Genomic DNA, 24,996 nt, shown 5'->3' with positions numbered 1-24,996 from the left:
ATTCTAAATGATAACTATTATCGTTCTCATTTAGCGATTTTTATTATCAATTAGAATTTTGGTGTGGTATATTGATTTTGTAAAGGAGGAAACAAATATGACTCGTTTAATACAGACATTTATCCCGACAATCGGTTGTTTATTACTTATAATCTTAGGTTTGGCTACTCAATCTTTTGTGCCTTTTCTAAGTATCATCTTTTATTTAGGCGCCATCTCATTCGGCGGTTTCAAGCAGACTCGTGAAGGGTTGACCGAACTTTGGCAGGAAAACACATTGAATGTTGACTTATTGATGGCCTTGGCAGCAATTGGCGCTTGTTTGATCGGTAATTTTTTAGAAGGTGCGATGCTTACGTTTATTTTCTGTTTAAGTGGCGCTCTCGAAGAATATACGACCAGTAAAAGTCAGCAAGAAATTACCGCTTTAATGAATCTACAGCCACGAAAAGCACAACGTTTAACTGCAAACGAAGAATTAGAAGAAATAGCTGTAACTGATCTTAAGATCAATGATCGGGTATTTGTTCCAAAAGGTGGAACGATCCCAATTGACGGCTATTTAGAAAGTCAACAAGCAACGGTTGATGAAGCAACATTGAGTGGTGAATCTGTACCAGTTGAAAAAGTCCCTCATGATGAGTTATTTGCAGGAACGATCAATCGAGGAAATCCTTTAATCTTACAGGTGACTAAAAAAAGTGATGAGACCGTTTTTGCTAAAATCATCCAGCTGGTTGAAAAAGCACAAAGCACCCCTACAAAGACCGCTTCTTTTATCTCTCGTATTGAAAATACCTACGTTAAAGGTGTGTTAGTCGTTGTTCCATTAATGATTCTTGTTTCATATTTCATTTTTGGCTGGAGTTTTCAAGAAAGTTTTTATCGGGGAATGGTTTTACTGGTTGTCGCCTCTCCTTGTGCGTTGGTTGCCTCTGCGACACCTGCAACACTAGCAGCCCTTTCTAACGCTGCCCGCAACGGTGTGCTTATCAAAGGTGGACTCCATTTAGAACAATTAGCTGATTTAAAAGCAATTGCCTTTGATAAAACCGGAACTTTAACGAAAGGTAAACCGATAGTAACTGATAGCTATTTTGTAAAAGATCAGAATCTGGCGCAACAAATCTTAGTTTCAATGGAACAAAAAACAACGCACCCCTTAGCTCAAGCAATCGTAACACATTTTGACATTGCTATACCAAAAGACATCCAAAAATTACCAATCGAAGAAATCACGGGGTTTGGTTTACGAACAGTTTACCAAGAAGCTCAGTGGATTGTAGGTAAATGGGAACCAGAAAAAACGTCGATAGCTGAAAAAGAACTTCTTGATAAAATTCATTTACTCGAACAACAGGGAAAGACAGTGATTGTTTTAACCAAAGACAATCAATTGATAGCACTCATCGGCTTATTAGATGTGCCGAAAGAAAATGCCCAACAAGTCATTGACTATTTCAATAACCAGCAAATTGATACTAGCATGATCACTGGAGATAACCAAGGGACTGCTGCAGCTATTGCAGAGAAAATTGGTGTTCAACACTTACTGGCTAACTGCACACCATCGGATAAAACACACTATGCACAACAGCAAAAAGAAAAGTACGCTGTCACAGCAATGGTTGGTGATGGTGTCAATGATGCCCCAGCTCTTGCAACTGCTTCACTAGGAGTAGCCATGGGACAAGGAACGGATGTCGCTATGGAAATCGCTGATATCGTCTTGGTAAAAAATGACTTGCAAAAATTAAGTTATGCCCACCGTCTTTCACTAAGAATGAAGAAAATCATTAAGCAAAATATTATTTTTTCTCTTACAGTGATTTGTTTACTGATCCTTTCTAACTTTCTGCAATTTTTAAATTTACCTCTTGGCGTGATTGGTCATGAAGGAAGCACGATCTTGGTTATCTTAAATGGGTTACGTTTATTGAAACCCTTACCTGAAGATACTTCCAAAAAATCACGTTGCACTGGCTGTCCCTTACAGCCGAATCACCACTCTATCTAGTTTTTCCACTCTGATGAACCTCACTTTTGTAACCGTTGAAAAAATGATATGATTGATGGCAGGAAAGTGAGGTTCTTTTTTTATGGAAAGTTGGATTTTTCTTGGATTGATCATGGTTGTTGCCCTGCTTGCTAAAAATCAAAGCTTGATCATCGCTACAGGTTTTATATTACTAGTCAAATTGATACCGACATCGAAAGTGTTTCTTACTTGGCTTCAAGGCAAAGGAATTAATCTAGGAGTCACCATCATCACAGCTGCTATTTTAGTTCCAATCGCTACTGGCGAGATTGGCTTAAAAGATTTACTAGATGCCTTTAAATCACCCATCGGTTGGATTGCTGTGTTTTGTGGTGGTCTAGTAGCCGTCCTTTCTTCCAAAGGAGTCGGTTTGATTGCTTCAGACCCGCAGATTACTGTTGCATTGGTTTTTGGAACAATTCTCGGAGTCGTTTTCTTAAAAGGGATCGCTGCTGGTCCAGTCATTGCTTCTGGTATTACCTATTGTCTCTTGCAATTATTTTCTTTAAGTAAATGAAAAAATCGAACACAGTTAAAGTGTTTTGAGTCCTCTGAATCGAATCGTTCGTGATATACTTATTCCGAGGTGATCACATGTTAGAAAAATTAAAATACTTTATCGGCACGGTTGGTTGGTTTTTATTAGCGATCGTATTGATTTTAGGACTAGCTTATCTTTTATTTCCAGATCTGATCCAAAATGTGTTCAATACCTACTTTAATTGATCGTGAAAAAAGTAAACCCGATGAGGTTGAGACAAAAGTGTTTAGCATCAAGAAATAAGAAGGAATTTCCGAAAATTGCTCCTCAAATTTTTGGTAAATTTCGGCTTATTTCCGAAGATGCTGCTTTTGTCTCACCGTTTATTCGTTTTTAGAGATACTAGAAGAGACTGAGACAAGTTTTGTCCCAGTCTCATCGGGTTTATTGCTTTTCCATTTATCCTTACTTATGGAATCTACTTGATAAAAGTTGCGTGAGTTTCATCAAGTATGTTTTTAATGTTCCTACCTCTTCCTCTTACCCCTACACCACTTACCCCCTTTTATGTTTCCTAAAATATTATTAAATAATCCTCATTTCTTTTTGGCTCCTCCTTTCATTTTTTGTTATACTAGAACACAAGATAGCATCACTTATATTTTTAATCATTCGCTATTATGCTTTATATATAGAAAGGAAAACGCTCATGGAAACCTTTGAAGGTCTTTTAATTGATACGTATGTCTTACAAGAACAACCTATGATGTTGACTGGCTTAAATCTTCAACTGGAAGATCGTGTCATTAACGGTCTGTTGAAAGATCGTTACTTGGCAAAATATATTCTTCGGCTCCCTTTAAATAAATATGTATTAGAAGTCAGTGGAAAATGGAACCGCCGCAATCAATTAGTCATCAAAAAAATGATGATCAAAAATATTGATGAATACATTAAAATTATTGGGACTCCGGAATAAATTTAGCTACACCAACGGTTAACGGTTATAAAATAACTAAAGAATGGTATCGTTATGATTGCTTAGTCTACAAGGAACGTATCCCTTTTCAAAAAAAGCTTTGCAAACGGTTCGCTTTGTTATATAATGTTCGAGTACCAAACAGTCCCATTCAAATTTTGTTTAAAAAGATAAATTTATCTGCTTTGGTTGAACGCTATTGTCTCCCACAATAGCGTTTTTTATTTGTCCATTTTCCTTCTCTTTCAATGCTAGTAGAGCCTAGAATTAAGTTTCTTTTAGTGTTAAGGAAAAAAACTTGTCATGTTCATATTGCAAAGATTACTTCATTTAGGTATAATAATGAATGTTGAATTATGCGGTAACACGCGTAAGAACTTAATTTATCGGAGGTGAAACTAATGCCAAACATTGAATCTGCAATCAAACGTGTTCGTACAAGCGAAAATGCGAACGTTAAAAATTCATCTCAAACAAGCGCTATGCGTACTGCAATCAAAAAATTTGAAGATGCTGTAGCTTCAGGTGCTGAAAACGTAGATGCGTTATATAAAGAAGCTGTTAAAGCTATTGATATGGCTGAAACAAAAGGTCTAATTCATAAAAACAAAGCTAACCGCGACAAATCTCGTTTAAGCAAAAAAATCGCTAAATAAGGAAATCGGCTACGGCCGGTTTTTTTATTTTGTCTCAAACAGTCTATTCGATCACCCTTCTGTTGGGTTTCTTTCCATTCTTTTTATTAGTAAACCAGCTGCGGCTGACTCAGCACTTCCTACTCTAAAACAATTGATGTCTAAAAAACGCTCAAAACATCATCGTTTCAAGCGTTCTTTTTGGATTTATTTCGATTGTTTTGCTCTTCTTTTTAACTCTTCAAAAGCTGACCTGTTCGTAAGACAAATAATTGAAAGCTTAATTCTTTTTCGATTTTACCACTTTTGATTTGGTAATCCATTTCAACCAGATCGTCAAATAAACGCCTTAGGATCTTTTCATCAAATTTACGTACCTCTTGCATCGCCAATTTTACACGGTAAGGATGTATCTTTAAAGTCTCAGCAATATTAGCCTGCTGATAACCGATTTTCATCAAAAACTTGGTCTGTAAAAACAAACGTATTTGTGAAAGCAAGATGGCATTGATCTTAATGGTTTCTTCTCCTTGGGTAATTAAGTCTTCAAACAACCGCAGCGCTTGTTCTGTTTTCCCGGAAAGAATATATTGTGTCATATCAAAAAGATTATGTTCCAAGGTTTTAGGGACTAACTGTTCCACTTCTTTAACAGTGATCAGTTCTTGTTGTTGCCCATACAATAGTAATTTATTCAATTCCCTCATCATTTTTGATAGATCGAGATCCGTTAACCTTAAAAACAGATCAATCGCTTTACGGTCCATTTGAAACGGTGCATTTTCCAGTGTATTCAATAAATACTGACGAACTTCTTTTTCATTCAATTGCTGAACATTGATGGTCACAGCAGCTTTTTTTAATTGTTTCGTTACTTTTTTTCGCTCATCTAATTTCTCATAGGGAGCAAAAAACACTAAAACTGTTGATTCTAAAGGTTCTTTTAAATAATCAATCAGTAGATCCGTATTTTGTTCAATCCCATTATTCACTTTTTCAGCTGTTAAAAAGTAGGGATTTTCTACAAATACTAGGCGTTGATCACCAAAAAATGGCAAAGTCTCTGCCTCAGCAACCACCTCATCAATACTAGCATTCCCCATATCAAAACTTAAGAAATTCAAGTCATCTTGACTATCGATTTGAATTTTTTTCTGGATTTCTGCTCTTACCTGATCCTGTAAATATTTTTCAGTACCTAGAATCAAATAACAAGGCGCAAGCTTTTCTTTACGGATTTTTTGTAAATCTGCTTGAATACTCATTTCGTTCACCACTTTCAAATTTATCCTACCATGAGTAGCTGGGAATTGCTAGTCTATCATTGTGTGGATCTTCCCCTCTGGATACCAAAAGGGATGCCATTTAAAAGTAATTGCGCCTTGACGGTCGGTACGCAAAGGAGTGACTTTATTCTGCTTTAACGTCGCTAGTACGTCTTCATGAGGATGACCAAATAAATTATTCACGCCACAGGATAAAACACCATAGGTTGCTTCTAATTGCGAAATGAACTGTGGATGACTAGATGTGCGGCTGCCATGATGTCCTAATTTGATCACATCCGCTGTTAAATCTGGATAAGCGTTTCCGATCTTTTCTTCTGCATGCTGATCTAAATCACCTAAAAAGAGAAAACGACAGGATTGATGAGTCACTGACAAGCCAATTGAATCTTCATTCTCCCCCTTCCCCTGGGTAATCGGAGACAACACAAAAAAATCAAAATAACCTTTGATCCAATCACCCTGCCTGACTTCACAAATAGTGGTTCCTGCTTTTTCCAATTTCTGCAACTGCGCATAAAGCCAAGCACTCCTGCCAGCTCCCCACCCAATATAAATCGTATCGATCTTGAAATGTTTTGCTAATGTTGTGATCTCTCCCACATGATCGATATCGTCATGCGTCAATATCAGTTTATTGATGCGCCGAATACCATTTCCTTTTAAAAATGGCACAAGATTAAACTCTGCAGGTGGTCTAACCCTTCGCTCTTGCCATGCTTCTTTTTGAAAACCCAATTTCCCACCAGTATCAATCATAACGATTTCTTTTAAAAACGGCGCTTTGAAAAGAATACTGTCTCCTTGCCCCACATCGTTGAAAGTGATACTACTTCCGAATTGAAGAAAACGACCAAAAATGAGAATAATGGGCACAAGGAGTGCAGCTGTCACGCATTGACAAGGTTTATGTTGTTTTTTCTCTATAAGCCATAAAAGAAAGCCTAAACTAAATATTAACAACCAGCCATTCGGTCGCCCAATCACTAGATTGGCAAATCTCAACGAATCTAGTAAGCTCTCGAAATGGACTAAAAAAGAATTAAGCAGCTCGCTAACACTTGGAGGTAATACCCTGCCAAAAACAAATAAAAACGTCAAACAAGGAAGAAATACTTTCTTAAAAACAGGAGCAAAAAGAAGAGTCAACATACTCCCTAATAGTGGCCACTCATAAAAATGCCAAGCTGTCAGTGGCATGATGCCGATACTAAATAACACGATAGTAGTGAACTTTTGAAACTTAGTGGTTGGGTGAGACAACAAAAGAAAGAAGAAGCTCATTCCTAAACTTAGCTGGCCCTCTACTTGGAAAAGACAAAGCGGCTCGATCAGCAAAAGTATCCATAAAATAATCGAATAATGATCGAAAGAAGAAAATTTGACATTGAGGAGTTTTAGCCCTAATTTCAATAAGAATGACAGCCCCGCTCTTTTCACTGACACAGAGCCCCCAGATAAGCTAAAATACCCCAAAGTCCCCCCAACTAGTGGGAGATAACTAGCAGTTAATGTCATCCCTCCTCTGCGAAACAGATAATAGAGCCAACCTAAGTAAGTTTGGATGTGCATGCCTGACAAACTGAATAAATGAAGTAAGCCAGTTTCTTTATATGTGTCTTCTGATGCTAAAAACTGACTATCTTTATAGCCAAAGATCAAAGCATTCATATAGACACTCACCTTGTGACTAAAGTGTTCTTGAATAAACGTAATAGACCTTCCTCGTGTTCTGCTCAGCATATTCTGCCAAGCATTACGATTCAAATGTTCTTTGATCTGGCGTATCTGAAAGCGTCCTTTGATCCGATGTATTTGGTCATACTTTTTTTGATCAAACCCATAAGGATTCCTTTGTTTGGAAGTTTCTTGGTAATCCCCGACTACAATTAATTCAATCGCTTCATGTCTAAGAACAAGAAAAGAATTTCTTTCTTGTTCAGATTTGGCATAATAGCTGCAAGAAATCTTTTGCTTGTCCGTTGTGTGCCCAATAAAAGTCACTAAATCTCCATTCATTTTCACTGTGTCTGAGGCGACCATGATACGTTCAAACGTCCTTTGATCATCGATTGGTTTTGTTTCTTTAAGCCAGCAAGAAAATAAAACCAGCGTACTACAAATGAGACTTAAACCAATAATTTGTTTATTTTCTTTCCGTAAAAAAAACAAAAAAAATCCAGCGAAAATCAAACGATAATGCCATCTGTCTGTATAATAAAACAAACAAATAAAAATCGAAGAAATCGCTGGAAAAATGAATCGATTCTGTGTTTGATCACAAAATCTACTAAACATGTTCTCCTGATAATTCTTTTTGGAGTTTAGAAAAGTGAGTAGAATCCAATGATACTTGATGAACAGTTGCACCTAATTGTTCGATCAATGATTGTGCATACGGATCATTTCGATAATCATGTAAATAGTTGATTTTTTTGATTCCTGCTTGTAATAAGGCTTTTGTACAAGCTAAACAAGGGAAATGAGTCACGTAAATCTCTGCGCCCTCCGTAGGTATGCCTAGTTTTGCACATTGTAATAAAGCATTCATTTCCGCATGGATCGTTCGCAAGCAATGACCATCGACGATATAACAGCCTTCATCAATGCAATGAACATCCCCACTAACAGCGCCATTGTAGCCTCCAGCAATGATCCGTTTTTCTCTTACTAAAGTTGCGCCGACTTCTAATCGTGTACAAGTACTTCTCAATGATAATAATACTGCTTGAGCCATAAAATATTGGTCCCAAGGAATCCGTTCATTGCTCATTTTAGCCACCTCTATCGTTTATTCTATAGTAATTGTAACGAAGTTTTTGATTTTTTCAACTGTCTTCTGACCAATTCCGTCTATTTCTTGAAGCTCGTCAATACTTTTGAACGATCCATTATCTTGTCTATACTGAATAATTTCTCGGGCTTTTTTTTCACCGATCCCCGGTATTTGTTGCAATTGCGAAAGATCAGCGGTATTAAGATGCACTCGATCTGGGTTTGTGTCCGCTGAATCTACCGTCGCTAGACTAGCATTTGAGCTTTCTGGAATTTCTTCGCCTACTTCAGGAACGTACAGCATTTGTTGATCCGTTATTTTTGCTGCAAAGTTGATCTGTTTCTCGTCAGCTGATTCCGTCAGCCCACCTGCTTTTTGAATGACATCAAAGACCCGATCTTCTGCCACAAAAGCGTACATTCCAGGTTGTTTTACCGCTCCTTTCACATCGACATAAATCACTGACCTAGTCGATGTACTCACCGTTTCATCAATTGGCTTCGTTTCAGAACTGTTCTTTTCCGGAGCCTCAATCGATTGGTTTGTCAAAAATAGTTGATCCTTTTTACTTGATTGACTGAAAAAATGAACCATCATTCCACCAAGGATGATGACTCCTATGACACCAAAGATCCCTCCAATCACAAATTTTGGTGAAGAAAAGTTGGTAGTATAGAAACGCTTTCGTTTGTTCTTCCATTCTTCGCTCATTGTGACTATTTTCCGATTGGCTTCCTTTCATTAAATTATGAAGAAGTTTTTTCTCTTCATGATTAAATACGTCAAACCATTTTTCTACATGAAAATAAACCTACTTTTGGGACAATTATTTTATGAAGAATGAATCTTTCATACCTTTAAACATTTCAGGAATAGGCGTTGACATAGGGTCTATATTCCTCTTTTCATTACCTAGCAAAAACCATCAAAATCACTTTTACTAACTTTGATGTTTATCTATTTTTCTATCCGTTTTTGAAAAATAGTTTCAAGTTCACACTCTTAGCGAAGCTCTTCCTTGATTTTTTTGAGCATGTACCCGACTTACCTAAGCAATCCTAAATACGATATCTTTGCCACTGTCTCTCTAGAGGCTATGTACAATTATTCTCACTATACTAAAACGCAACGCCTCGATTATATCAACTTTCCCAGTGTTCAAATCTCCTAAATAAGTCAAAGACTCGCTTCTCCTCATGAACAATCGTGAGCTAGTTTACATAGATTTTATAAGATATTTTTTTACGGACAAAATATTCCATTGTCTAAACTAGTCGTTATACCATATCCAGATAGGTAACTAGTACGATTACGAGACATGTAACGATCATGTAAATAATGTTTTCTAAGCGTCTTGTATGATTTTTTAGAATAATCCCAGGATCAGTAGAATTGAAACTAGTCCGATACTCGATTGGCACAAAATTACCGATACATATTCCGAATAACAAAAGTAAAAAAGGCCAATTTGTAATAACTCCTCTATTCATAAACGCACCTATGATTGAGCTAACATAAATCACTAATTGAATCATTATAATTACAATCGCTTTTTTTCTCATCATTAATCCTCTCCAAGTAAATTTAGAAAAACAAACAGGACTTGATCACAAAATAAAAGTGGTAGTTGGTTTTAAATAGATTTCAAGAATAAAATTCTCCAGCTCTTTCCTCTATTTTCAGAATACCCAATGAATCGGATAAATGTAAAAATCAAAAGCTGTGTGCCAACGTAGTTTTTACTAGGGAATCAGTAAAAAAACACTGACTTAGAACGATCTGATCATCTAACTGTATTCATTTTTCTGTCCTTCGATTATATCATACATCTTCACTTTATTTCCTATTTTTTCATTTCACCGAAAATTTTTCCATTATAAGTTTAAACTCTTTATCAACTGACGCAGTTAAAAATAACTTTACCTTTACTGATCCAACGAATATAAAAAGCTTACCTCATACACATAGATCCCCTCATGGCTAGTTTCTATTCATTTTAGTTTCTCTATAAAAAAGAGACAGACAAGCTTTCCGTTAAGGCTGAGTCATTGAAAACATCAATCTTAAAGGAAATTTTGTCTGTCTATTTATTCGTTCAAAGACGTTTCATGAACAATGATAAAAAAATGTTGTTGAAACAAAACGATTTATAATGAATCTTTAGTTCATCTTTTCTAAATAATCAAGGGCATCTTGGACGGTTTTCACTGGTACAATTTTCATTGAAGAGTTCAATTCTTTCGCAGCAGCTTTGGCTTCTTCGTAATTGGTTTTGATTTCTGGATGTTTCTTCTTGATTTCATCTGAGATTGGATCATCCGGTGCAAAGAATATTTCAACGCCAGCTTTGTCTGCACTAGCCACTTTTTTATCAATACCACCAATTCGCCCAACTTCACCGTCGCTATTGATCGTTCCAGTACCAGCAATTTCTTTCCCTTGACGAAGATTTTTACCGGTCAATTGTTCATAGATTTCCAGGGTAAACATCAAACCAGCAGACGGCCCTCCGATTGATCCTGAATTAATCATTACATCTGTATCCGACTTGATACTCGTATGATCGGTTAAAGTAATCCCAATCCCTGCTTTATTATCCGTTGGCAGTTCGATCAATTTACCTGAAGTTTCGTTTTCTTTGCCATCTCGGAGATAGGTGATCGTGACCGTATCGCCGACTTTTTTACTTTTGACATACTTCATAAATGCTTCTGCACTTTTAAAGGTTTGTCCATCAACTTTTGTGACTGTATCACCAACTGCTAATTTTCCATAGAAATTGGAATTCTTCTCGACACTCATGACATAGACACCTTTAAATTCCATCTGGTAAGAGCGCCCTGCCAATTTTAGTGCTTGCTCAATCGCTGCATTTTGGGAAGACTCCATATAATATTGTTGGATTTGATTGTATTCTTCGCTAGTCGCCCCGCCAGTCAACTCCTCAGCGCTAATCAAATCTTCAAACGGTGCTAGCTTGGCTTTGACTGCTGTAAAACCAGTTGCTCGACGGATGCCCACTGAAGTTAATGAAAAGGAACCTGAATCTTTGTCCTTTTTCCCATTGACGGTAATCAGCTCTTTCAAATTGATGGTTGCTCCTGGTGCTTCCACATAAAAAGGAAGTGGAATTACCACGAACCCAATAATAAATATCCCTAAAAAAATGACAAGAATTGTCTTTAACCATCTTTTAAAGTCCATCATTTTCACGCTTTCCAGCTAACGCTTCGTTGATTACTGATGGAAGATAGTCACTGACATCTCCCCCAAAGTGTAAGACTTCTTTTAATAAACTAGAACTAACGTGACTATATTCTTGTTTAGCCAATAAAAAGACCGTCTCGATTTCTTGATTTAAATGATGGTTCATTTGAGCAATATCCCGTTCATATTCAAAATCCTTTACACTACGGATACCACGAATGATGGTTTGAACAGCTAATTCATTCGCAATCTCGACTGTTAATTGATTTTCCTGGTGGTACACTTTAACATTCGGAAGATGACGAACAGCTTGAGTAATCAATGTAACTTTTTCATCAACGGTAAATAGATGTTTTTTTGACGTATTCACAAATACCCCAATGATGACCTCATCAAACATTTTTGCTGCTCGTTCGACCATATCTAAATGCCCATTCGTGAACGGATCAAAGCTGCCTGGAAACAAGGCTTTTTTCATAGGTCTTCCTCTTTTCTGTAGATAGTCACAGTTGAAATACCATACGTTTGTTTTCTGATTTGCGTAAAATCAGCAATCTTTTCTGGTAATTCCACTGTTTTATCAGTTTCACATACAATAACTGCCGAATCATTAAAAAGGTCCAGCTCCGTCATTTTGATTATTTGGTCAAGAATTTTTTGTTTGGCATATGGTGGGTCAAGAAATAAATAATCAAATTTTTGCTGATCATTTGCCAGCTTTTCGATGGCTTTGTCCGCATCAAGTTTTAACGTGGTGAATTTTTCTGGCTCTTTCGTTACTTTAATGTTTTCTTGGATTATTTTTAGCGCTTGGTAATTTTTGTCTACACAAAAGGCATGCCCACAGCCACGAGAAACTGCTTCGATAGCTAACCCGCCACTACCAGAAAATAGGTCTAAGACTGTTTCTCCGTCGAAGTAAGGACCGATCATATTGAAGATCGATTCTTTCACTTTATCTGTGGTGGGACGTGTATTAGCCCCTGCTAAACTCTTTAAGCGTCGTCCACCATATGTTCCTGATATGACTCGCATTGACTCACTCCTTTTAAAAATCGTGCTGTTACTAGTATACCAAAAAAAAAGATAAAAAAACTTGGATCGCCATTAATTTCATGCTTTCTCAAGTTATTTTTATCTTTTTTATTTAAGAGATGAATGATTTACACAAAACAGGTTTAAAAGACATGGTCTGCTAAACGAATCTTAGTGTTGATCTCCTCAATCTCAAAACCTTCTTCTTTGACTGGTTGCTTCGTACCAATCTTATCAGCAAAGTTCATTTCGACGTCTGGACGATAAGAGCGTTCAACTTTGCGAACAAAATGAAGTTTGTTGATTCGTTCTGCAGTTTGCTCAAATGTGTCTTCATTCAAATACAATACGACATATTTCATTTTACGTGAAACGTAATGAAGCAATCCAAATTTCTTCAAATTTTTTAATTGTTTCAAACTGTATACCCAGACAATCAACCCACGTCGTTTCGTTAGTTGAAATTCATTTTTTTCATCATTCATGACAGTTACCTCCACATCCACTACGCCCCTTTTGTTCAAAAAAAGGATTTCCCGCATCAATTTTAATCGTCAACGATACCGTTTCTGCTAACTGCTGGCTAATTTTATCCAATAGATCTTGCAATTGTGTTTCCATACAACGAAAATCCGCTACTTTTTCATGCAAATCAAGTTGACGTTTGGCTAACCGAACAGCTCTTTGCTTCTCTCGAAATTCTGGTGCATATTTTTGATAAGGAACAACTTTTTCAAACTGTTCTTTTTTTATTGAGAAATCATTAATCAATAAATTGACATCCGCTGATTGTTCCATCACTTTTTTAGCTTTTAAATATTTTTTCATCGTCTCGCTTTTTTTGATACAATCGGATAAGCTCTGACATTGATCTTCTAAGGCAAATAATTCCTCATTGATTATCACTGCTATCGGTACTCTCCTTACCTTCTTCTTGCATTAAGACTAACATATTTTCTTTTGAAAAAGCAATTCCTAATAGATCGGAAGTGTTAACTAAAAAGCGGTCGTGATAGTACGGATCACTATACAAAAATAAAAATGTAAACGTTGGATCAATCACTGGATGTGTAAAGACACCGGTCGATTGGGGAAGCTTTCTTTTTGCGACTAACGAATCAATTTCATCAGTAGTCAATGAAAACTTAGCAGTTGCGTTTGTACTACCCGCTATTTGTTGCCATTCTGCTAATCGTTCTTTCGTCAAAATATCTTCTGGTCTATTAAGATAATCACTTAAAAGCAATTTCGTTTGAGTAGAAAAACCGGTCGTCTGCTTATAAAGTGGTAAGCGATCCAATTGCCTTAACTGATTCAACAATCGAACACTATGACCTTCTTTTGCTTGATTGATTTCAGCCCAATCTACTTGATCGTCTATTTTATATTGCGGTAAGTCTGAACCAAATACTTGATAGGGATGAAGTTTCAACAAACTAGCTTTATCCAAATAAACGATCGAAAACAGTCCATTACTACTTTGGTCGAAGAATAAAATAGCAAACGTATCATTATCAAACGCAATCAACGGTCGATAATTCATATCTTCTTCCATCAATTCGATCCCGACATCTGTTCCATTGTATTGAAAATTAAAATTCGTATAGATCGTGGTGATCTCAGTTAGATCTTGCATTGTCATCCCTAAGTAAAAAGGAGCAATCGTTGAGTTGTCCGTATTTAATACTTTAATCGTGGAAACTTTATCTTTTGTGATATTCGCTTCAAAGGATAAGTGATTGATTTGATCATGGTAATATCTTGTTTCAAAACCAAACCCACTCGTCAAGCGTTCATAGGGATCACCAAAACGTTGCTCTAATTCATCAACTGATTGACCAACATACGTGGAAAAGCCAGATGTTTCCAACTTCTGGTATTTCCACGTAGTCATTTGATTTTGAGTGATTTGCTCTGAGTTTTTTTTTACTTCAAGTTTAGGAGGAAACAACACCGGCTGCATGTAAAATGCAATGATCACTGATAACAATATCGCACCAAATAACCCTAGCCGTTTCATCTTTTTCCCACCTTTATTTTTCAGTTACTTCAATCAATAAATCACCAGAAGCGATCGCATCGCCATCTGTTACATAGACATGCGCAATTTCACCATCAAAACGAGCTTCAATTGCCGTTTCCATTTTCATTGCTTCCGTGATCATCAATGTATCGCCTTTTTTGACATGATCGCCTTTTTTGACTAATACATCTAATACAGAACCAGACATCGTTGCACCGATATGTTCACGATTTGTTGGTTCAGCTTTCACACGTGTTTGTACAGTACTGATGATCGAATGGTCGTTCACTGTGATTTCACGACGTTGCCCATTCAAATTAAAGAATAAGACACGATTTCCTTCAATATCTGGTTCACCGATTTCATCCAAGCGAATAATCAAAATCTTGCCTTTTTCAATTTGAACATTCACCGTTTCTCCTAAGCGAATCCCTTGGAAGAATGTTGGTGTATCAAGTAATGTCACATCACCAAATTGATTATAGGCCGCTTGATAATCTAAAAAGACTTGCGGATACATCAAGTAGCTCAGTACTTCTTCTTGTTTAGGTTCATAGCCGATTTTTTCAGCTAATTCTGCTTTGACTTGTTGGAAATCAACTGGTTTAGCTAAAGCTCCAGGACGTTCAGTAATCGCTTCTCGTCCTTTAAGGATGATCTTTTGTAATTTTTCCGGGAATCCTCCAACCGGTTGTCCTAGCTCTCCTTGGAAGAAAGTAATGACAGATTCAGGGAAACTCATTGTTTCACCTTTTTCATAGATATCTTCCTCCGTTAAATCATTTTGAACCATGAACAAGGCCATGTCTCCTACAACTTTTGATGAAGGGGTAACTTTCACGATATCACCAAACATCAGGTTCACTGTATGGTACATCTGTTTGATGTCATCCCATTTATTTCCTAAACCAACTGCTTTGGCTTGTTGTTGGAGATTAGAGTATTGTCCACCAGGCATTTCATGCATATATACTTCTGTTTCTGGTGCATTCAAACCGTTCTCAAATGGTTTGTAATACATACGGACATCTTCCCAGTAATGATTCAATTGTTGTGCATTTTGAATATTGATCTCTGGCAACCGTGGACCGTTGACCAAAGCATAATACAAACTGCTCATACTTGGTTGACTTGTATTCCCACTCATCGCACTCATCGCCACATCGACGATATCTACCCCAGCCTTTGAAGCTGCAGAATAGGTAATGATTCCATTTCCACTCGTATCATGTGTATGAAGGTGGATTGGCAAATCAGTAGTCTCTTTTAATTCACTAATCAAGCGATAAGCAGCTTGTGGTTTCAGCAAGCCAGCCATATCTTTGATCGCAATGATATGCGCCCCAAGTTGTTCTAGTTCTTTCGCCATGTCCTTGTAATATTGGACATTATATTTTGCACGACTAGGATCATTGATATCTCCGGTATAGCAGATCGCAGCTTCTGCAATCTTACCTGTGTCTCGAACCGCTTGGATACTTTTTTCCATTTGCGGTACCCAGTTCAAACTGTCAAAGATTCGAAACACATCAATTCCTTGAGCCGCTGCTTCTTTCACAAATTCTACTAAGACGTTATCCGGATAATTGGAATAACCGACTGCATTTGAACCTCTGAACAACATTTGTAACAGCGTATTTGGCATCAATGCTCGGATCTTTCTTAATCTTTGCCAAGGATCTTCATTCAAGAAGCGATAAGCGACGTCAAAGGTTGCTCCTCCCCACATCTCACTTGAGAATAGTTCAGGTAATCCTTCACCGGTCAATTGAGCAATCTCTTTAAAGTCTTTCGTACGAACACGAGTTGCTAATAAGCTTTGATGAGCATCTCTAAATGTCGTATCAGTCAATAACAAGTTTTCTTGCGATTTGATCCATTGGACTAACGCATCCGAACCATCAGAATCTAAAACATTTTTTGCTGTCAGATAATCTGGGCGTTTAATCAAATCTTTCGGTACCCGAGGAGATTCATAAAATGGTTTTTCACCATTTTTGATTCCCGGGAAGCCATTCACGGTAATTTCACCGATGTATTTCATTGTTTTATTTCCACGGTCGCGTAAACGAGGGAACTCAAACAATTCTTTTGTATTATCGATAAATGTCGTTTTAGCGTTTCCCGATTGAAATTCAGGATGGGAAATCACATTCAACATAAATGGGATATTGGTTTTGACTCCACGAATCCGAAATTCTTTTAAGCAACGTTCCATTTTTTGGATTGCCGTATCAAAATCTGCCGCATGCGTACAAACTTTGACTAAAAGTGAATCAAAGTATGGGGTAACCACATATCCTGCATAAGCATTACCGACATCTAAACGCACTCCGAAACCACCAGGTGAACGGTAAGTATCGATTTTCCCTGTATCAGGAAGAAAATGATTCAACGGGTCTTCTGTAGTGATCCGACATTGAATCGCAGAACCATTTAGTTTGATATCTGCTTGTTGCGGCAGACCAATTTCACTGTGTAAATCTTTCCCTTGGGCAATCAATAATTGAGTAGTCACGATGTCCACATCGGTAATCATCTCTGTAATCGTATGTTCCACTTGGACTCGAGGGTTGACTTCGATAAAATAAAAGTCATTTCCTTCAACTAAAAATTCAACCGTCCCAGCATTGACATAACCAACGTGTTTCATTAATTGAACGGCTGCTTGACAGATGCGTTCGCGTTGTTCAGTCGACATGGAGACACAAGGGGCTACCTCTACTACCTTTTGGTGACGTCTTTGTACAGAGCAGTCTCTTTCAAATAAATGGATCACATTTCCATGTTTATCGCCCAAAATTTGGACTTCGATGTGTTTAGGATTTGCAATATATTTTTCAACATACACTTCATCGCTGCCAAAAGCCGCTTTTGCTTCACTTTTCGCGCGATCATAGCCTTCTCGAGCGCTTTTTTCATCATGGGCGACACGCATTCCTCGTCCCCCACCACCTAGAGCGGCTTTAATCATAATCGGATAACCGTACGTTTCAGCAAAAGACAAAGCATCTTCGACCTTTTCAATCGGTCCATCAGTCCCAGGAATCGAAGCAATTCCAGCTGCGATAGCTGCTGCTTTTGCTTTGATCTTGTCACCAAAGATATCCAAATGATGTAAGTCTGGTCCTACAAAAGTGATGCCTTCTTCCTTGCATCGTTTTGCAAAACTTAGATTTTCAGATAACAACCCATAGCCTGGATGGATCGCATCCGCTCCACAGGCTTTCGCAATGGCAATAATCCCTTCAATATCTAAGTAAGCATCAATCGGTTTTTTCCCTTCGCCAACTAGATATGCTTCATCTGCTTTAAACCGGTGCACGGAATACTCATCTTCTTTTGCGTAGATACCTACAGTTTTAATTCCTAATTCTGTACATGCTCGAAACACTCGTACAGCAATTTCTCCTCTGTTAGCAACTAAAACTTTTTCCATCAAACCACTCCTACATCTTTTTAGTATAAACCTAAACTTTTTCGTTTTTCATCTGCACTGATATTCAAGACGAAGCCAACACAAATGGATAACATCAATAAACTAGATCCTCCCTGACTCAAAAATGGGAAAGTGATCCCAGTTAACGGAATAACGCCTGTTATCCCTCCCAAATTGATAAATATTTGGATCATGAACATGGCACCAATCCCAATACATAATAGAGAATTAAATGGATCTTTTGAGCGAATCCCCACCAAAAAGATCCGAACAATCATGAAAAACAGTAAAGCAAGAATCAAGATCCCCATGATCACGCCTAACTCTTCTACCACAATGGCATAAATAAAGTCCGTCTGCGCTTCATTTAAAAAACCTTTTTTCTGGATACTATTTCCAAGACCTCGACCAAAAAGCCCTCCATTGAACATCGCATAATAACCATTAGCTAATTGATGACCTTTGTTCAACTCGTCAGAAAAAGGATTTTGATAAATGGCAAATCGGTTATAGATATATTGTAAACGTCCGGGAAATATTTTCCCGTGGGTGATATTGATCAACCAGATTGCTAAAGCACTCAAGCCAACCCCACCGACCCCAACGATCAACGTATAAACGTAGTTGATACCACTAGCCAAAAGTAAGACTAAGATAATTAAAAAAATGACAGTTGCATTACCAAAATCGGGTAAAATAGCAACTAGCGCTGTTAGTGCCAACACTAACAGTAACGGTCTTTTAACAGTAGAAACAAAATCTTTTTGAACGCTTCTTTGTCTTTTAGATAACGTTAATGCTAAGTACCAAATCACAATGATCTTTAAGTATTCAGCTGGCTGGAGAGAGAATCCAGCGATTTGAAGCCATCCTTTCGCTCCATTGATCTCTTTCCCGAAGAATAAAACGATCAATAGCAAGATCGTCAGTACAGCAATAGCTGCCATAATCAGTCGTTGATTTTTTAATACGGATGTTTTCATTTTATATAAAAGTCCAATAGCTACTAAGCTAACGCCCCAAAACAAACTTTGGTTAAAAAAAGAGGCGGAAGGACTGCTTCCATTTTCTAGCAATAAATAAGATGATGAACTATAGACCATGATTAAACCTAAAATACATAGAATCAAGTAAGGAATCAAAATACTATAGTTTAATAAATGCCTTTTTTTTACTTTCTTAGGCAAGTTTACTCCTCCTTGCCAATTTCTTTTTTATCGTAATTTTCTTGGTAAACCTCACTATATAATCGGTTCAGTTCACGCTCTAGCTCACTCAGCAACAATTGACCTTCCGTTTTATCGATGATGCCTACACGAACGGCAAATCCGACTTGTTGTGAGAAGCCATACATTTGCGTATCTACTACTTCTTCAAATGCCTTACATTGTGAGATACACAGGCTATTTTTTTGATTTTTGATCAAGCGTTTGATTCGTTCTGATTCATCTTTAAGCACTTGAACTGCAAATTCATTTGATAGAGAATCCATCTAAGCCTACCCCCATTCTAAGTTTATTTATTATAACATACTTAAAATTCTAACGGGGAAAAATCCCAGTTTTCGCTCAGGGATTTTCTTCTTTTTTTACTATTTGCTAGCCTATCATGAGCAAAAACAATAGATGTACTAATTTTACAAACGATACACTACTTAACTAGAAAGTATCAGTGCTAAAAAAGCGTCCCCGTATTTGTCTAACTTGCTTTGTCCTACCCCTTTTATCTGCAATAAAGAAAGTCGATCTTTTGGACGTTGTCGACTCATTTCTTTTAAAGTCGCATCTGAAAAAACCACATAAGGCGGCACGCCTGCTTCAGAAGCTAAGTCAGTTCGTAACTCTCTTAGCGTTTCAAATAAGGTGTCAGCTTCTTCATCAGAAAGTTGTTGGACTTTTTCAGCTTCTTTTTTAAATACTTTTTGTTTCCCTTTTAACACTTCGATTCCTAGTTCCGTTACTTTCAACGTGGGGTATTCACCGTTCATTGAATACAGATAACCACCAGAAATAAGATACTCGATCAACTGAAGAATATCTTTTTGTGCCCATTTTTTTAATAAGCCGTAAGTTGATAACGCTTGAAAACCTAGCATCTTGACTTTTTGTTCTTTCGAACCAGCTAATACCTTCATCAACAATTGTTTCCCATAATTTTCACCCATGCGTTTCAAGCAAGACAACACCATCTGTGTTTCAGTCGTTACATCGACTAGTTCACGTTCATCTAAACAGTTACCACATCTTCCACATGGGATACTTTTTTCGCCAAAATAAGTAAGAATATATTGTTGCAGACAGGATTCGATGTAGACGTATTCCGTCATTGCTTTTAATTTTTCGTATTCTTTTTGTTTTTGTGACTCTTCTCGTTGGGATTGTTGGATAAAAAATTTTTGGACCTGGATATCTTGGGGAGCAAACAACAAGACAGCCTCACTTAAGAGCCCATCACGACCTGCTCTTCCCGCCTCCTGATAGTAAGCTTCTAAAGAACCAGGAATCTGATAATGAATGACGAAGCGGATGTTACTCTTATTGATCCCCATGCCAAAAGCATTCGTTGCAACTAATAATTCTGTACGGTCATATAAAAAGTCTTCTTGGATTTCTGTTCGTTGGCTTTCACTCATCCCACCATGATATCTGCCAACACTGAAATCAAATTTCTTTAACAAATGATAGATTCGATCAACTTCTTTGCGGGTAGCGGCATAAATGATCCCTGATTGCTTTTTATTGATACGCAGATACTCAATTAAGTACTGCTCTTTTTTTTGATCTTTTACTACTTGTAAACGTAGATTTTCTCGTGCAAAACCCGTTTGAATATGATTATCCATTGGTATCTTTAAAAGTCTTTTAATATCTTCTGCTACTTGCTTTGTTGCAGTAGCAGTCAATGCCACAATGATCGGTCGTTGATTAAACGTGTTTAATGTTTCTGCCATATGAAGATAGCTTGGACGAAAATCATGTCCCCATTGTGAGATACAATGCGCTTCATCAATCGCTATCAGTTGCACGTGCCAACGTTTCATTGATTGGATAAAATCTGGCATGATAAACCGTTCTGGCGCAACATATAATAATTGGATTTGTTGCTGTTCGAGTAATCGAAACCGAGAAGCAGTCTCATAACTATCCAATGAACTATTGATAAATGTCGCTGAAATGCCTAACTGATTGGCAGCATCTACTTGATCTTTCATCAGAGAGATCAAAGGAGAAATGACTACAGTCAAGCCATCCAGCATCAATGCTGGCAATTGATAACAAATGGACTTCCCACTTCCTGTAGGCATGATCCCTAGGACGTCTTCATGATCAAGGACCTTTTGGATAATTTCTTTTTGTCCAGGGCGAAATACTTCATAACCAAAGTATTGTTTTAATATATCATTCATTTTATCCCTACTTTTTAGTTGATTTAAGAGGTTGTGAAAGAAGCGATCAGCTCCGAGCGAATAAGAGAGGATTTTTTAAAATAGCTTCTCATATTTTAGAAAATCATCGCTTATTGCTGAGGAGTTGCTTCTTGAACACCGTGAATAAGAGGTTGTGAAAGCATCGGGAAGCTCCGATGACAATAAGAAAGAATTTTTTAAAACAGCTTCTCATGTTTTGAAAAATTCAGGCTTATTTCAAGGAGCTGATGCTTGAACACCGTGAATAAGAGGTTGTGAAAAGGGCGCTTTGACCTGAGCGCTCACCAAGTAAAAACTGCGCCGAGTAATCGCAAGAGCATTAAGGATGATAATCTCGAAACAGCTCCCCATGTTTTACGAAACTCAGCTTTATGTCAAAAAACTGCCGCTCGTCCACGGTTTAGTTGTTTTTTATTTATAAAAAGCCTAGAGCAACCTTTTATTATTGACCCTTCTATCGCCCCTCTATAACTATAATACGTCAATTATATTTTACTTCTCCAAGCAATCAAGTACAATATGCTTTTTGTGAAACTTTCGCTTTTCGTGAAACAAAAAACGAGGTAATCAAAGATTTTAAAAAGACTTTTAATAAACTTTTAGCGTACTTATTGAATTTTTCTTTTAATTTTTATTAACTTCTCCACAGATAACAATTTTAGAAAAAGGAAAAATAATTCTCTCCTTTTAATTTCAAACAATTGAATACGTTCTAAAAAATTGAGAAGCAAAATTTGCCGACAGTATTTTTCTTTTCAACCACTTTAATGCTGATTTACCAGTCGTCTGAACAAAAATAAACCGAAGATGCCCGAAAATAGTTACTCCTATTTTTGGACTTCTTCGGTTTATTTCTCAAAGCTAAACATCACTGTATCAACAAGGTGAACAAATGATTATTTTTTCTTTTTAGAAGCTTTTTCACGTGCATTTTTGTTTAAGATTTGTTTTCTTAAACGGATACTTTCTGGTGTTACTTCACAATATTCATCGTCATTCAAGAATTCTAACGATTCTTCTAACGTCAATTGTTTTGGTTTTTTGATAACAGATGTTTGGTCCTTGGTAGCAGAACGAACGTTAGTCATTTGTTTTGCCTTCGTGATGTTAACAGTCAAGTCATTGTCACGACTATTTTCACCAATGATCATACCTTCATAAACTTCTGTACCTGGTTCAACAAAAACAGTTCCACGTTCTTCGATACTCATGATGGAATAAGTTGTTGCTTTTCCAGTATCAATCGATACTAACGCACCTTGGTGTCGTCCACCGATTTGACCTGGTAACATTGGTAGGTATTGATCAAATGTGTGGTTCATGATGCCGTAGCCACGAGTCATTGAAAGAAATTCAGTTGAATAACCGATCAAGCCACGAGCTGGTGTTAAAAATGTCAAACGGATTTGTCCATTACCAGTATGGATCATGTCTTGCATTTCACCTTTACGTAAGCTTAATGATTCGATTACGCTACCCATGTATTCTTCAGGTGTGTCGATTTGAACACGTTCAAAAGGTTCACATTTCACGCCATCAATTTCTTTTTCGATAACTTCAGGACGAGATACTTGTAGTTCATAACCTTCACGACGCATGTTTTCGATCAAGATTGACAAATGAAGTTCTCCACGACCAGAAACAGTCCAAGCATCTGGAGAATTTGTTGGTTCAACACGCAATGAAACATCCGTTTGCAACTCAGCCATCAGGCGTTCTTCAATTTTACGAGCAGTGACATATTTTCCTTCACGGCCAGCAAATGGTGAATTATTCACTAAGAAAGTCATTTGCAGTGTTGGTTCGTCAATGTGTAGAATTGGCAGAGCATCTTGATGGTCCACAGGTGTCACTGTTTCCCCAACGAAAATATCTTCCATTCCTGATACGGCAATTAGATCTCCAGCTTTTGCTTCGTCAATTTCTAAACGTTTCAAGCCGAAGAAACCAAATAATTTAGTTACACGGAATTTTTTAACTGAACCGTCTAATTTTAGTAAGGCAACTTGGTCCCCTACTTTGATCGTTCCACGGAAGACACGACCAATCCCGATACGTCCAACATAGTCGTTATAATCAAGCAATGATACTTGGAATTGTAATGGTTCATCGCTATTGTCTACTGGCGCAGGGATTTTTTCAACGATTGTATCAAAGATCGGTGCCATTGTTGGTTCTTGATCAGCTGGATCATCAGACAAGCTAGATGTTCCGTTTAATGCTGAAGCATAGATAACTGGGAAATCTAATTGATCATCATCTGCACCTAGTTCAATAAATAATTCTAATACTTCATCAACAACAAACTCAGGTCGTGCAGAAGGTTTATCAATTTTATTCACAACTACGATCGGTGTAATATGTTGTTCTAGCGCTTTTTTCAAAACAAAACGAGTTTGTGGCATCGTTCCTTCATAAGCATCAACTACTAAGACAACGCCGTCAACCATTTTCATGATTCGTTCAACTTCGCCACCAAAGTCCGCATGCCCAGGTGTATCCATGATATTGACACGAATCCCTTTATAATCAACTGCGGTATTTTTTGCTAAAATCGTGATTCCACGTTCTTTTTCTAAAGCATTTGAATCCATCGCACGTTCTTGTAATTGTGTGTGTGCGTCTAATGTATCTGATTGTTTCAATAATTCATCAACCAATGTGGTTTTTCCGTGGTCAACGTGGGCGATGATCGCTACGTTACGGATATCATTTCTATAGTTCAATGTAACTAACTCCTTCTCGGTTCTTTATGACAGTGCAATTTTACTCGACTGTTTATTATAGCAAACTTTTTTCATGAAATATAGTAAAATGTTTTCATTTTTTCGAGAAAATTAATATTTTAGCCATATTTTTCTTAATTATGCGGTTTTTTTACTTATTTAGCGAATCAGCCGCAGCAATAAGTGCCCGAATTTCATCATAGGCTTGAGGTGTAGCCGCAATATAATATTCTCTTCCTCGAAATTTTAGCTTTTCTCCTGAGATACCGCTATATTTCATTCCAAATTCAGCGAGTAAAACATTCCCTGCGCCATAGTCCCACGGGCTCAAATTTGCAATATAACCAATATGTTTCCCTTTTAAAAGTGCAATCATTTCTAGTCCTGCACATCCATAAATACGAACACCCATACTTTGTTCACCAATTGTTCGGACATTCCACCGATTATGACTAAAAAGATAACCGTTCAAACCAATAAGTCCATCTTTTAAACGAAGGTCTTCTGGCTTAGTTAACGGATGGTCATTCATATAAACACCTAAATCTTTTCCACCCCAATACAGCGCTTCTTTCATCACGTCATAAATAAAACCAAGTTGTCCAACACCATCTTGATAAACGCCTAACATAATACAAAAATTCTCTTGTTCAAGTACGAAGTTCATGGTTCCATCAATTGGATCAATAACAAATACTTGCCCTTCAAAGCTTTCTAACTCACTGTAACCTTCTTCTTCTGCGAGAATCTTTGCTTCTGGATTATACGCCTGAATCTTTTCAATCAAAAAAGCTTGGACTTCACGATCCATATTGGTAACCAGATCTTTTCGATTGGTTTTTTGATCAACTTTAAGCGTCTTGATTTGTACCGCACGAATTTTCTCAGTTGCTTCTTCAAGCCAGATTTTGATCTGAGGGATCAATTCTTGTTTATTCATGTTC

22 protein-coding genes are annotated in these 24,996 nt (G+C 37.3%); 5 read left to right on the top strand and 17 right to left on the bottom strand.

Annotated elements, in window-relative coordinates:
- The first annotated feature begins 97 nt into the window (after positions 1 to 97).
- The 5 genes from IGJ27_RS05520 to rpsT all read left to right on the top strand — a co-directional run bounded on the left by IGJ27_RS05520 (position 98) and on the right by rpsT (position 4,154).
- Positions 98 to 2,017, top strand: coding sequence for a heavy metal translocating P-type ATPase (locus IGJ27_RS05520; protein ID WP_081129080.1), 1,920 nt, complete (start codon positions 98 to 100; stop codon positions 2,015 to 2,017).
- A gap of 82 nt (positions 2,018 to 2,099) precedes the next feature.
- Positions 2,100 to 2,555 (top strand): DUF441 domain-containing protein, encoded by a 456-nt coding sequence (locus tag IGJ27_RS05515; RefSeq protein WP_081129081.1) that lies wholly within the window; start codon positions 2,100 to 2,102, stop codon positions 2,553 to 2,555.
- A 77-nt stretch (positions 2,556 to 2,632) separates the two neighbouring features.
- Positions 2,633 to 2,764, top strand: coding sequence for a hypothetical protein (locus tag IGJ27_RS05510; protein WP_010719339.1), 132 nt, complete (start codon positions 2,633 to 2,635; stop codon positions 2,762 to 2,764).
- Positions 2,765 to 3,228: 464 nt separating this feature from the next.
- Positions 3,229 to 3,498 (top strand): hypothetical protein, encoded by a 270-nt coding sequence (locus IGJ27_RS05505; RefSeq protein ID WP_005878685.1) that lies wholly within the window; start codon positions 3,229 to 3,231, stop codon positions 3,496 to 3,498.
- Between the two features lie 401 nt (positions 3,499 to 3,899).
- Positions 3,900 to 4,154, top strand: a complete 255-nt coding sequence (rpsT, locus tag IGJ27_RS05500) for a 30S ribosomal protein S20 (protein WP_010719340.1) — start codon at positions 3,900 to 3,902, stop codon at positions 4,152 to 4,154.
- A gap of 212 nt (positions 4,155 to 4,366) precedes the next feature.
- On the opposite strand, the gene holA is transcribed toward rpsT, so the two are convergent.
- From holA to IGJ27_RS05415, 17 genes are all read right to left on the bottom strand, one after another.
- Complete coding sequence (gene holA / locus IGJ27_RS05495) at positions 4,367 to 5,410, bottom strand: DNA polymerase III subunit delta (RefSeq protein ID WP_034700673.1); 1,044 nt, start codon at positions 5,408 to 5,410, stop codon at positions 4,367 to 4,369.
- A gap of 36 nt (positions 5,411 to 5,446) precedes the next feature.
- The gene (locus IGJ27_RS05490; protein WP_373191437.1) at positions 5,447 to 7,717 is read right to left on the bottom strand and encodes a DNA internalization-related competence protein ComEC/Rec2; all 2,271 of its coding nucleotides are present in this window, start codon (positions 7,715 to 7,717) and stop codon (positions 5,447 to 5,449) included.
- Complete coding sequence (locus IGJ27_RS05485; protein WP_010719343.1) at positions 7,710 to 8,192, bottom strand: ComE operon protein 2; 483 nt, start codon at positions 8,190 to 8,192, stop codon at positions 7,710 to 7,712. The genes IGJ27_RS05490 and IGJ27_RS05485 overlap by 8 nt, the downstream gene beginning before the upstream one ends.
- A gap of 18 nt (positions 8,193 to 8,210) precedes the next feature.
- Positions 8,211 to 8,906, bottom strand: coding sequence for a helix-hairpin-helix domain-containing protein (locus IGJ27_RS05480; protein WP_178306007.1), 696 nt, complete (start codon positions 8,904 to 8,906; stop codon positions 8,211 to 8,213).
- A gap of 566 nt (positions 8,907 to 9,472) precedes the next feature.
- Entirely contained in the window at positions 9,473 to 9,685 is a 213-nt protein-coding gene (locus IGJ27_RS05475; protein ID WP_232622365.1) for a hypothetical protein, read from the bottom strand.
- Between the two features lie 670 nt (positions 9,686 to 10,355).
- Positions 10,356 to 11,399 carry a SepM family pheromone-processing serine protease gene (locus IGJ27_RS05470; RefSeq protein ID WP_025480486.1) on the bottom strand — a complete coding sequence of 348 codons (1,044 nt, stop codon included), beginning with the start codon at positions 11,397 to 11,399 and terminating at the stop codon, positions 10,356 to 10,358.
- Positions 11,389 to 11,880 carry a pantetheine-phosphate adenylyltransferase gene (gene coaD, locus IGJ27_RS05465; RefSeq protein ID WP_034700679.1) on the bottom strand — a complete coding sequence of 164 codons (492 nt, stop codon included), beginning with the start codon at positions 11,878 to 11,880 and terminating at the stop codon, positions 11,389 to 11,391. Before coaD ends, IGJ27_RS05470 begins: the two co-directional genes overlap by 11 nt.
- Entirely contained in the window at positions 11,877 to 12,458 is a 582-nt protein-coding gene (gene rsmD / locus IGJ27_RS05460) for a 16S rRNA (guanine(966)-N(2))-methyltransferase RsmD (RefSeq protein ID WP_223603477.1), read from the bottom strand. The genes coaD and rsmD overlap by 4 nt, the downstream gene beginning before the upstream one ends.
- A 122-nt stretch (positions 12,459 to 12,580) precedes the next feature.
- Positions 12,581 to 12,922 (bottom strand): YlbG family protein, encoded by a 342-nt coding sequence (locus tag IGJ27_RS05455; protein ID WP_010719349.1) that lies wholly within the window; start codon positions 12,920 to 12,922, stop codon positions 12,581 to 12,583.
- The gene (locus IGJ27_RS05450) at positions 12,915 to 13,343 is read right to left on the bottom strand and encodes a YlbF family regulator (RefSeq protein WP_010737456.1); all 429 of its coding nucleotides are present in this window, start codon (positions 13,341 to 13,343) and stop codon (positions 12,915 to 12,917) included. Before IGJ27_RS05450 ends, IGJ27_RS05455 begins: the two co-directional genes overlap by 8 nt.
- Positions 13,330 to 14,457 (bottom strand): CAP-associated domain-containing protein, encoded by a 1,128-nt coding sequence (locus IGJ27_RS05445; protein ID WP_063627027.1) that lies wholly within the window; start codon positions 14,455 to 14,457, stop codon positions 13,330 to 13,332. The genes IGJ27_RS05450 and IGJ27_RS05445 overlap by 14 nt, the downstream gene beginning before the upstream one ends.
- A gap of 13 nt (positions 14,458 to 14,470) precedes the next feature.
- Complete coding sequence (locus tag IGJ27_RS05440) at positions 14,471 to 17,899, bottom strand: pyruvate carboxylase (RefSeq protein ID WP_178306008.1); 3,429 nt, start codon at positions 17,897 to 17,899, stop codon at positions 14,471 to 14,473.
- Between the two features lie 20 nt (positions 17,900 to 17,919).
- Complete coding sequence (locus IGJ27_RS05435) at positions 17,920 to 19,086, bottom strand: FtsW/RodA/SpoVE family cell cycle protein (protein ID WP_010719353.1); 1,167 nt, start codon at positions 19,084 to 19,086, stop codon at positions 17,920 to 17,922.
- A gap of 2 nt (positions 19,087 to 19,088) precedes the next feature.
- On the bottom strand, positions 19,089 to 19,391 hold the full coding sequence (locus IGJ27_RS05430; RefSeq protein ID WP_010719354.1) for a DUF1507 family protein: 303 nt from the start codon (positions 19,389 to 19,391) through the stop codon (positions 19,089 to 19,091).
- Between the two features lie 162 nt (positions 19,392 to 19,553).
- Positions 19,554 to 21,305 carry a DNA helicase RecQ gene (gene recQ, locus IGJ27_RS05425; protein WP_081129092.1) on the bottom strand — a complete coding sequence of 584 codons (1,752 nt, stop codon included), beginning with the start codon at positions 21,303 to 21,305 and terminating at the stop codon, positions 19,554 to 19,556.
- A gap of 917 nt (positions 21,306 to 22,222) precedes the next feature.
- Entirely contained in the window at positions 22,223 to 24,052 is a 1,830-nt protein-coding gene (typA, locus tag IGJ27_RS05420; protein WP_010737451.1) for a translational GTPase TypA, read from the bottom strand.
- Between the two features lie 151 nt (positions 24,053 to 24,203).
- Positions 24,204 to 24,992, bottom strand: coding sequence for an inositol monophosphatase family protein (locus IGJ27_RS05415; RefSeq protein ID WP_256733980.1), 789 nt, complete (start codon positions 24,990 to 24,992; stop codon positions 24,204 to 24,206).
- Positions 24,993 to 24,996: the final 4 nt, after the last annotated feature.

This window comes from Enterococcus sp. DIV1726a, assembly GCF_051710985.1.
Classification (GTDB): domain Bacteria; phylum Bacillota; class Bacilli; order Lactobacillales; family Enterococcaceae; genus Enterococcus_B; species Enterococcus_B hirae.
This window is presented reverse-complemented; position numbering and strand designations above follow the sequence as displayed.

Bases quoted from the DNA above. Each gene is read 5' to 3' on its own strand.
- IGJ27_RS05415 (WP_256733980.1), bottom strand. From the start codon at position 24,992: ATGAATAAACAAGAATTGATCCCTCAGATCAAAATCTGGCTTGAAGAA.
- IGJ27_RS05520 (WP_081129080.1), top strand. From the start codon at position 98: ATGACTCGTTTAATACAGACATTTATCCCGACAATCGGTTGTTTATTA.
- IGJ27_RS05430 (WP_010719354.1), bottom strand. From the start codon at position 19,391: ATGGATTCTCTATCAAATGAATTTGCAGTTCAAGTGCTTAAAGATGAA.
- IGJ27_RS05475 (WP_232622365.1), bottom strand. From the start codon at position 9,685: ATGAATAGAGGAGTTATTACAAATTGGCCTTTTTTACTTTTGTTATTC.
- IGJ27_RS05485 (WP_010719343.1), bottom strand. From the start codon at position 8,192: ATGAGCAATGAACGGATTCCTTGGGACCAATATTTTATGGCTCAAGCA.
- IGJ27_RS05480 (WP_178306007.1), bottom strand. From the start codon at position 8,906: ATGAGCGAAGAATGGAAGAACAAACGAAAGCGTTTCTATACTACCAAC.
- IGJ27_RS05455 (WP_010719349.1), bottom strand. From the start codon at position 12,922: ATGAATGATGAAAAAAATGAATTTCAACTAACGAAACGACGTGGGTTG.
- recQ (WP_081129092.1), bottom strand. From the start codon at position 21,305: ATGAATGATATATTAAAACAATACTTTGGTTATGAAGTATTTCGCCCT.
- IGJ27_RS05440 (WP_178306008.1), bottom strand. From the start codon at position 17,899: ATGGAAAAAGTTTTAGTTGCTAACAGAGGAGAAATTGCTGTACGAGTG.
- IGJ27_RS05445 (WP_063627027.1), bottom strand. From the start codon at position 14,457: ATGAAACGGCTAGGGTTATTTGGTGCGATATTGTTATCAGTGATCATT.
- IGJ27_RS05515 (WP_081129081.1), top strand. From the start codon at position 2,100: ATGGAAAGTTGGATTTTTCTTGGATTGATCATGGTTGTTGCCCTGCTT.
- IGJ27_RS05510 (WP_010719339.1), top strand. From the start codon at position 2,633: ATGTTAGAAAAATTAAAATACTTTATCGGCACGGTTGGTTGGTTTTTA.
- IGJ27_RS05470 (WP_025480486.1), bottom strand. From the start codon at position 11,399: ATGGACTTTAAAAGATGGTTAAAGACAATTCTTGTCATTTTTTTAGGG.
- IGJ27_RS05490 (WP_373191437.1), bottom strand. From the start codon at position 7,717: ATGTTTAGTAGATTTTGTGATCAAACACAGAATCGATTCATTTTTCCA.
- coaD (WP_034700679.1), bottom strand. From the start codon at position 11,880: ATGAAAAAAGCCTTGTTTCCAGGCAGCTTTGATCCGTTCACGAATGGG.
- rpsT (WP_010719340.1), top strand. From the start codon at position 3,900: ATGCCAAACATTGAATCTGCAATCAAACGTGTTCGTACAAGCGAAAAT.
- IGJ27_RS05505 (WP_005878685.1), top strand. From the start codon at position 3,229: ATGGAAACCTTTGAAGGTCTTTTAATTGATACGTATGTCTTACAAGAA.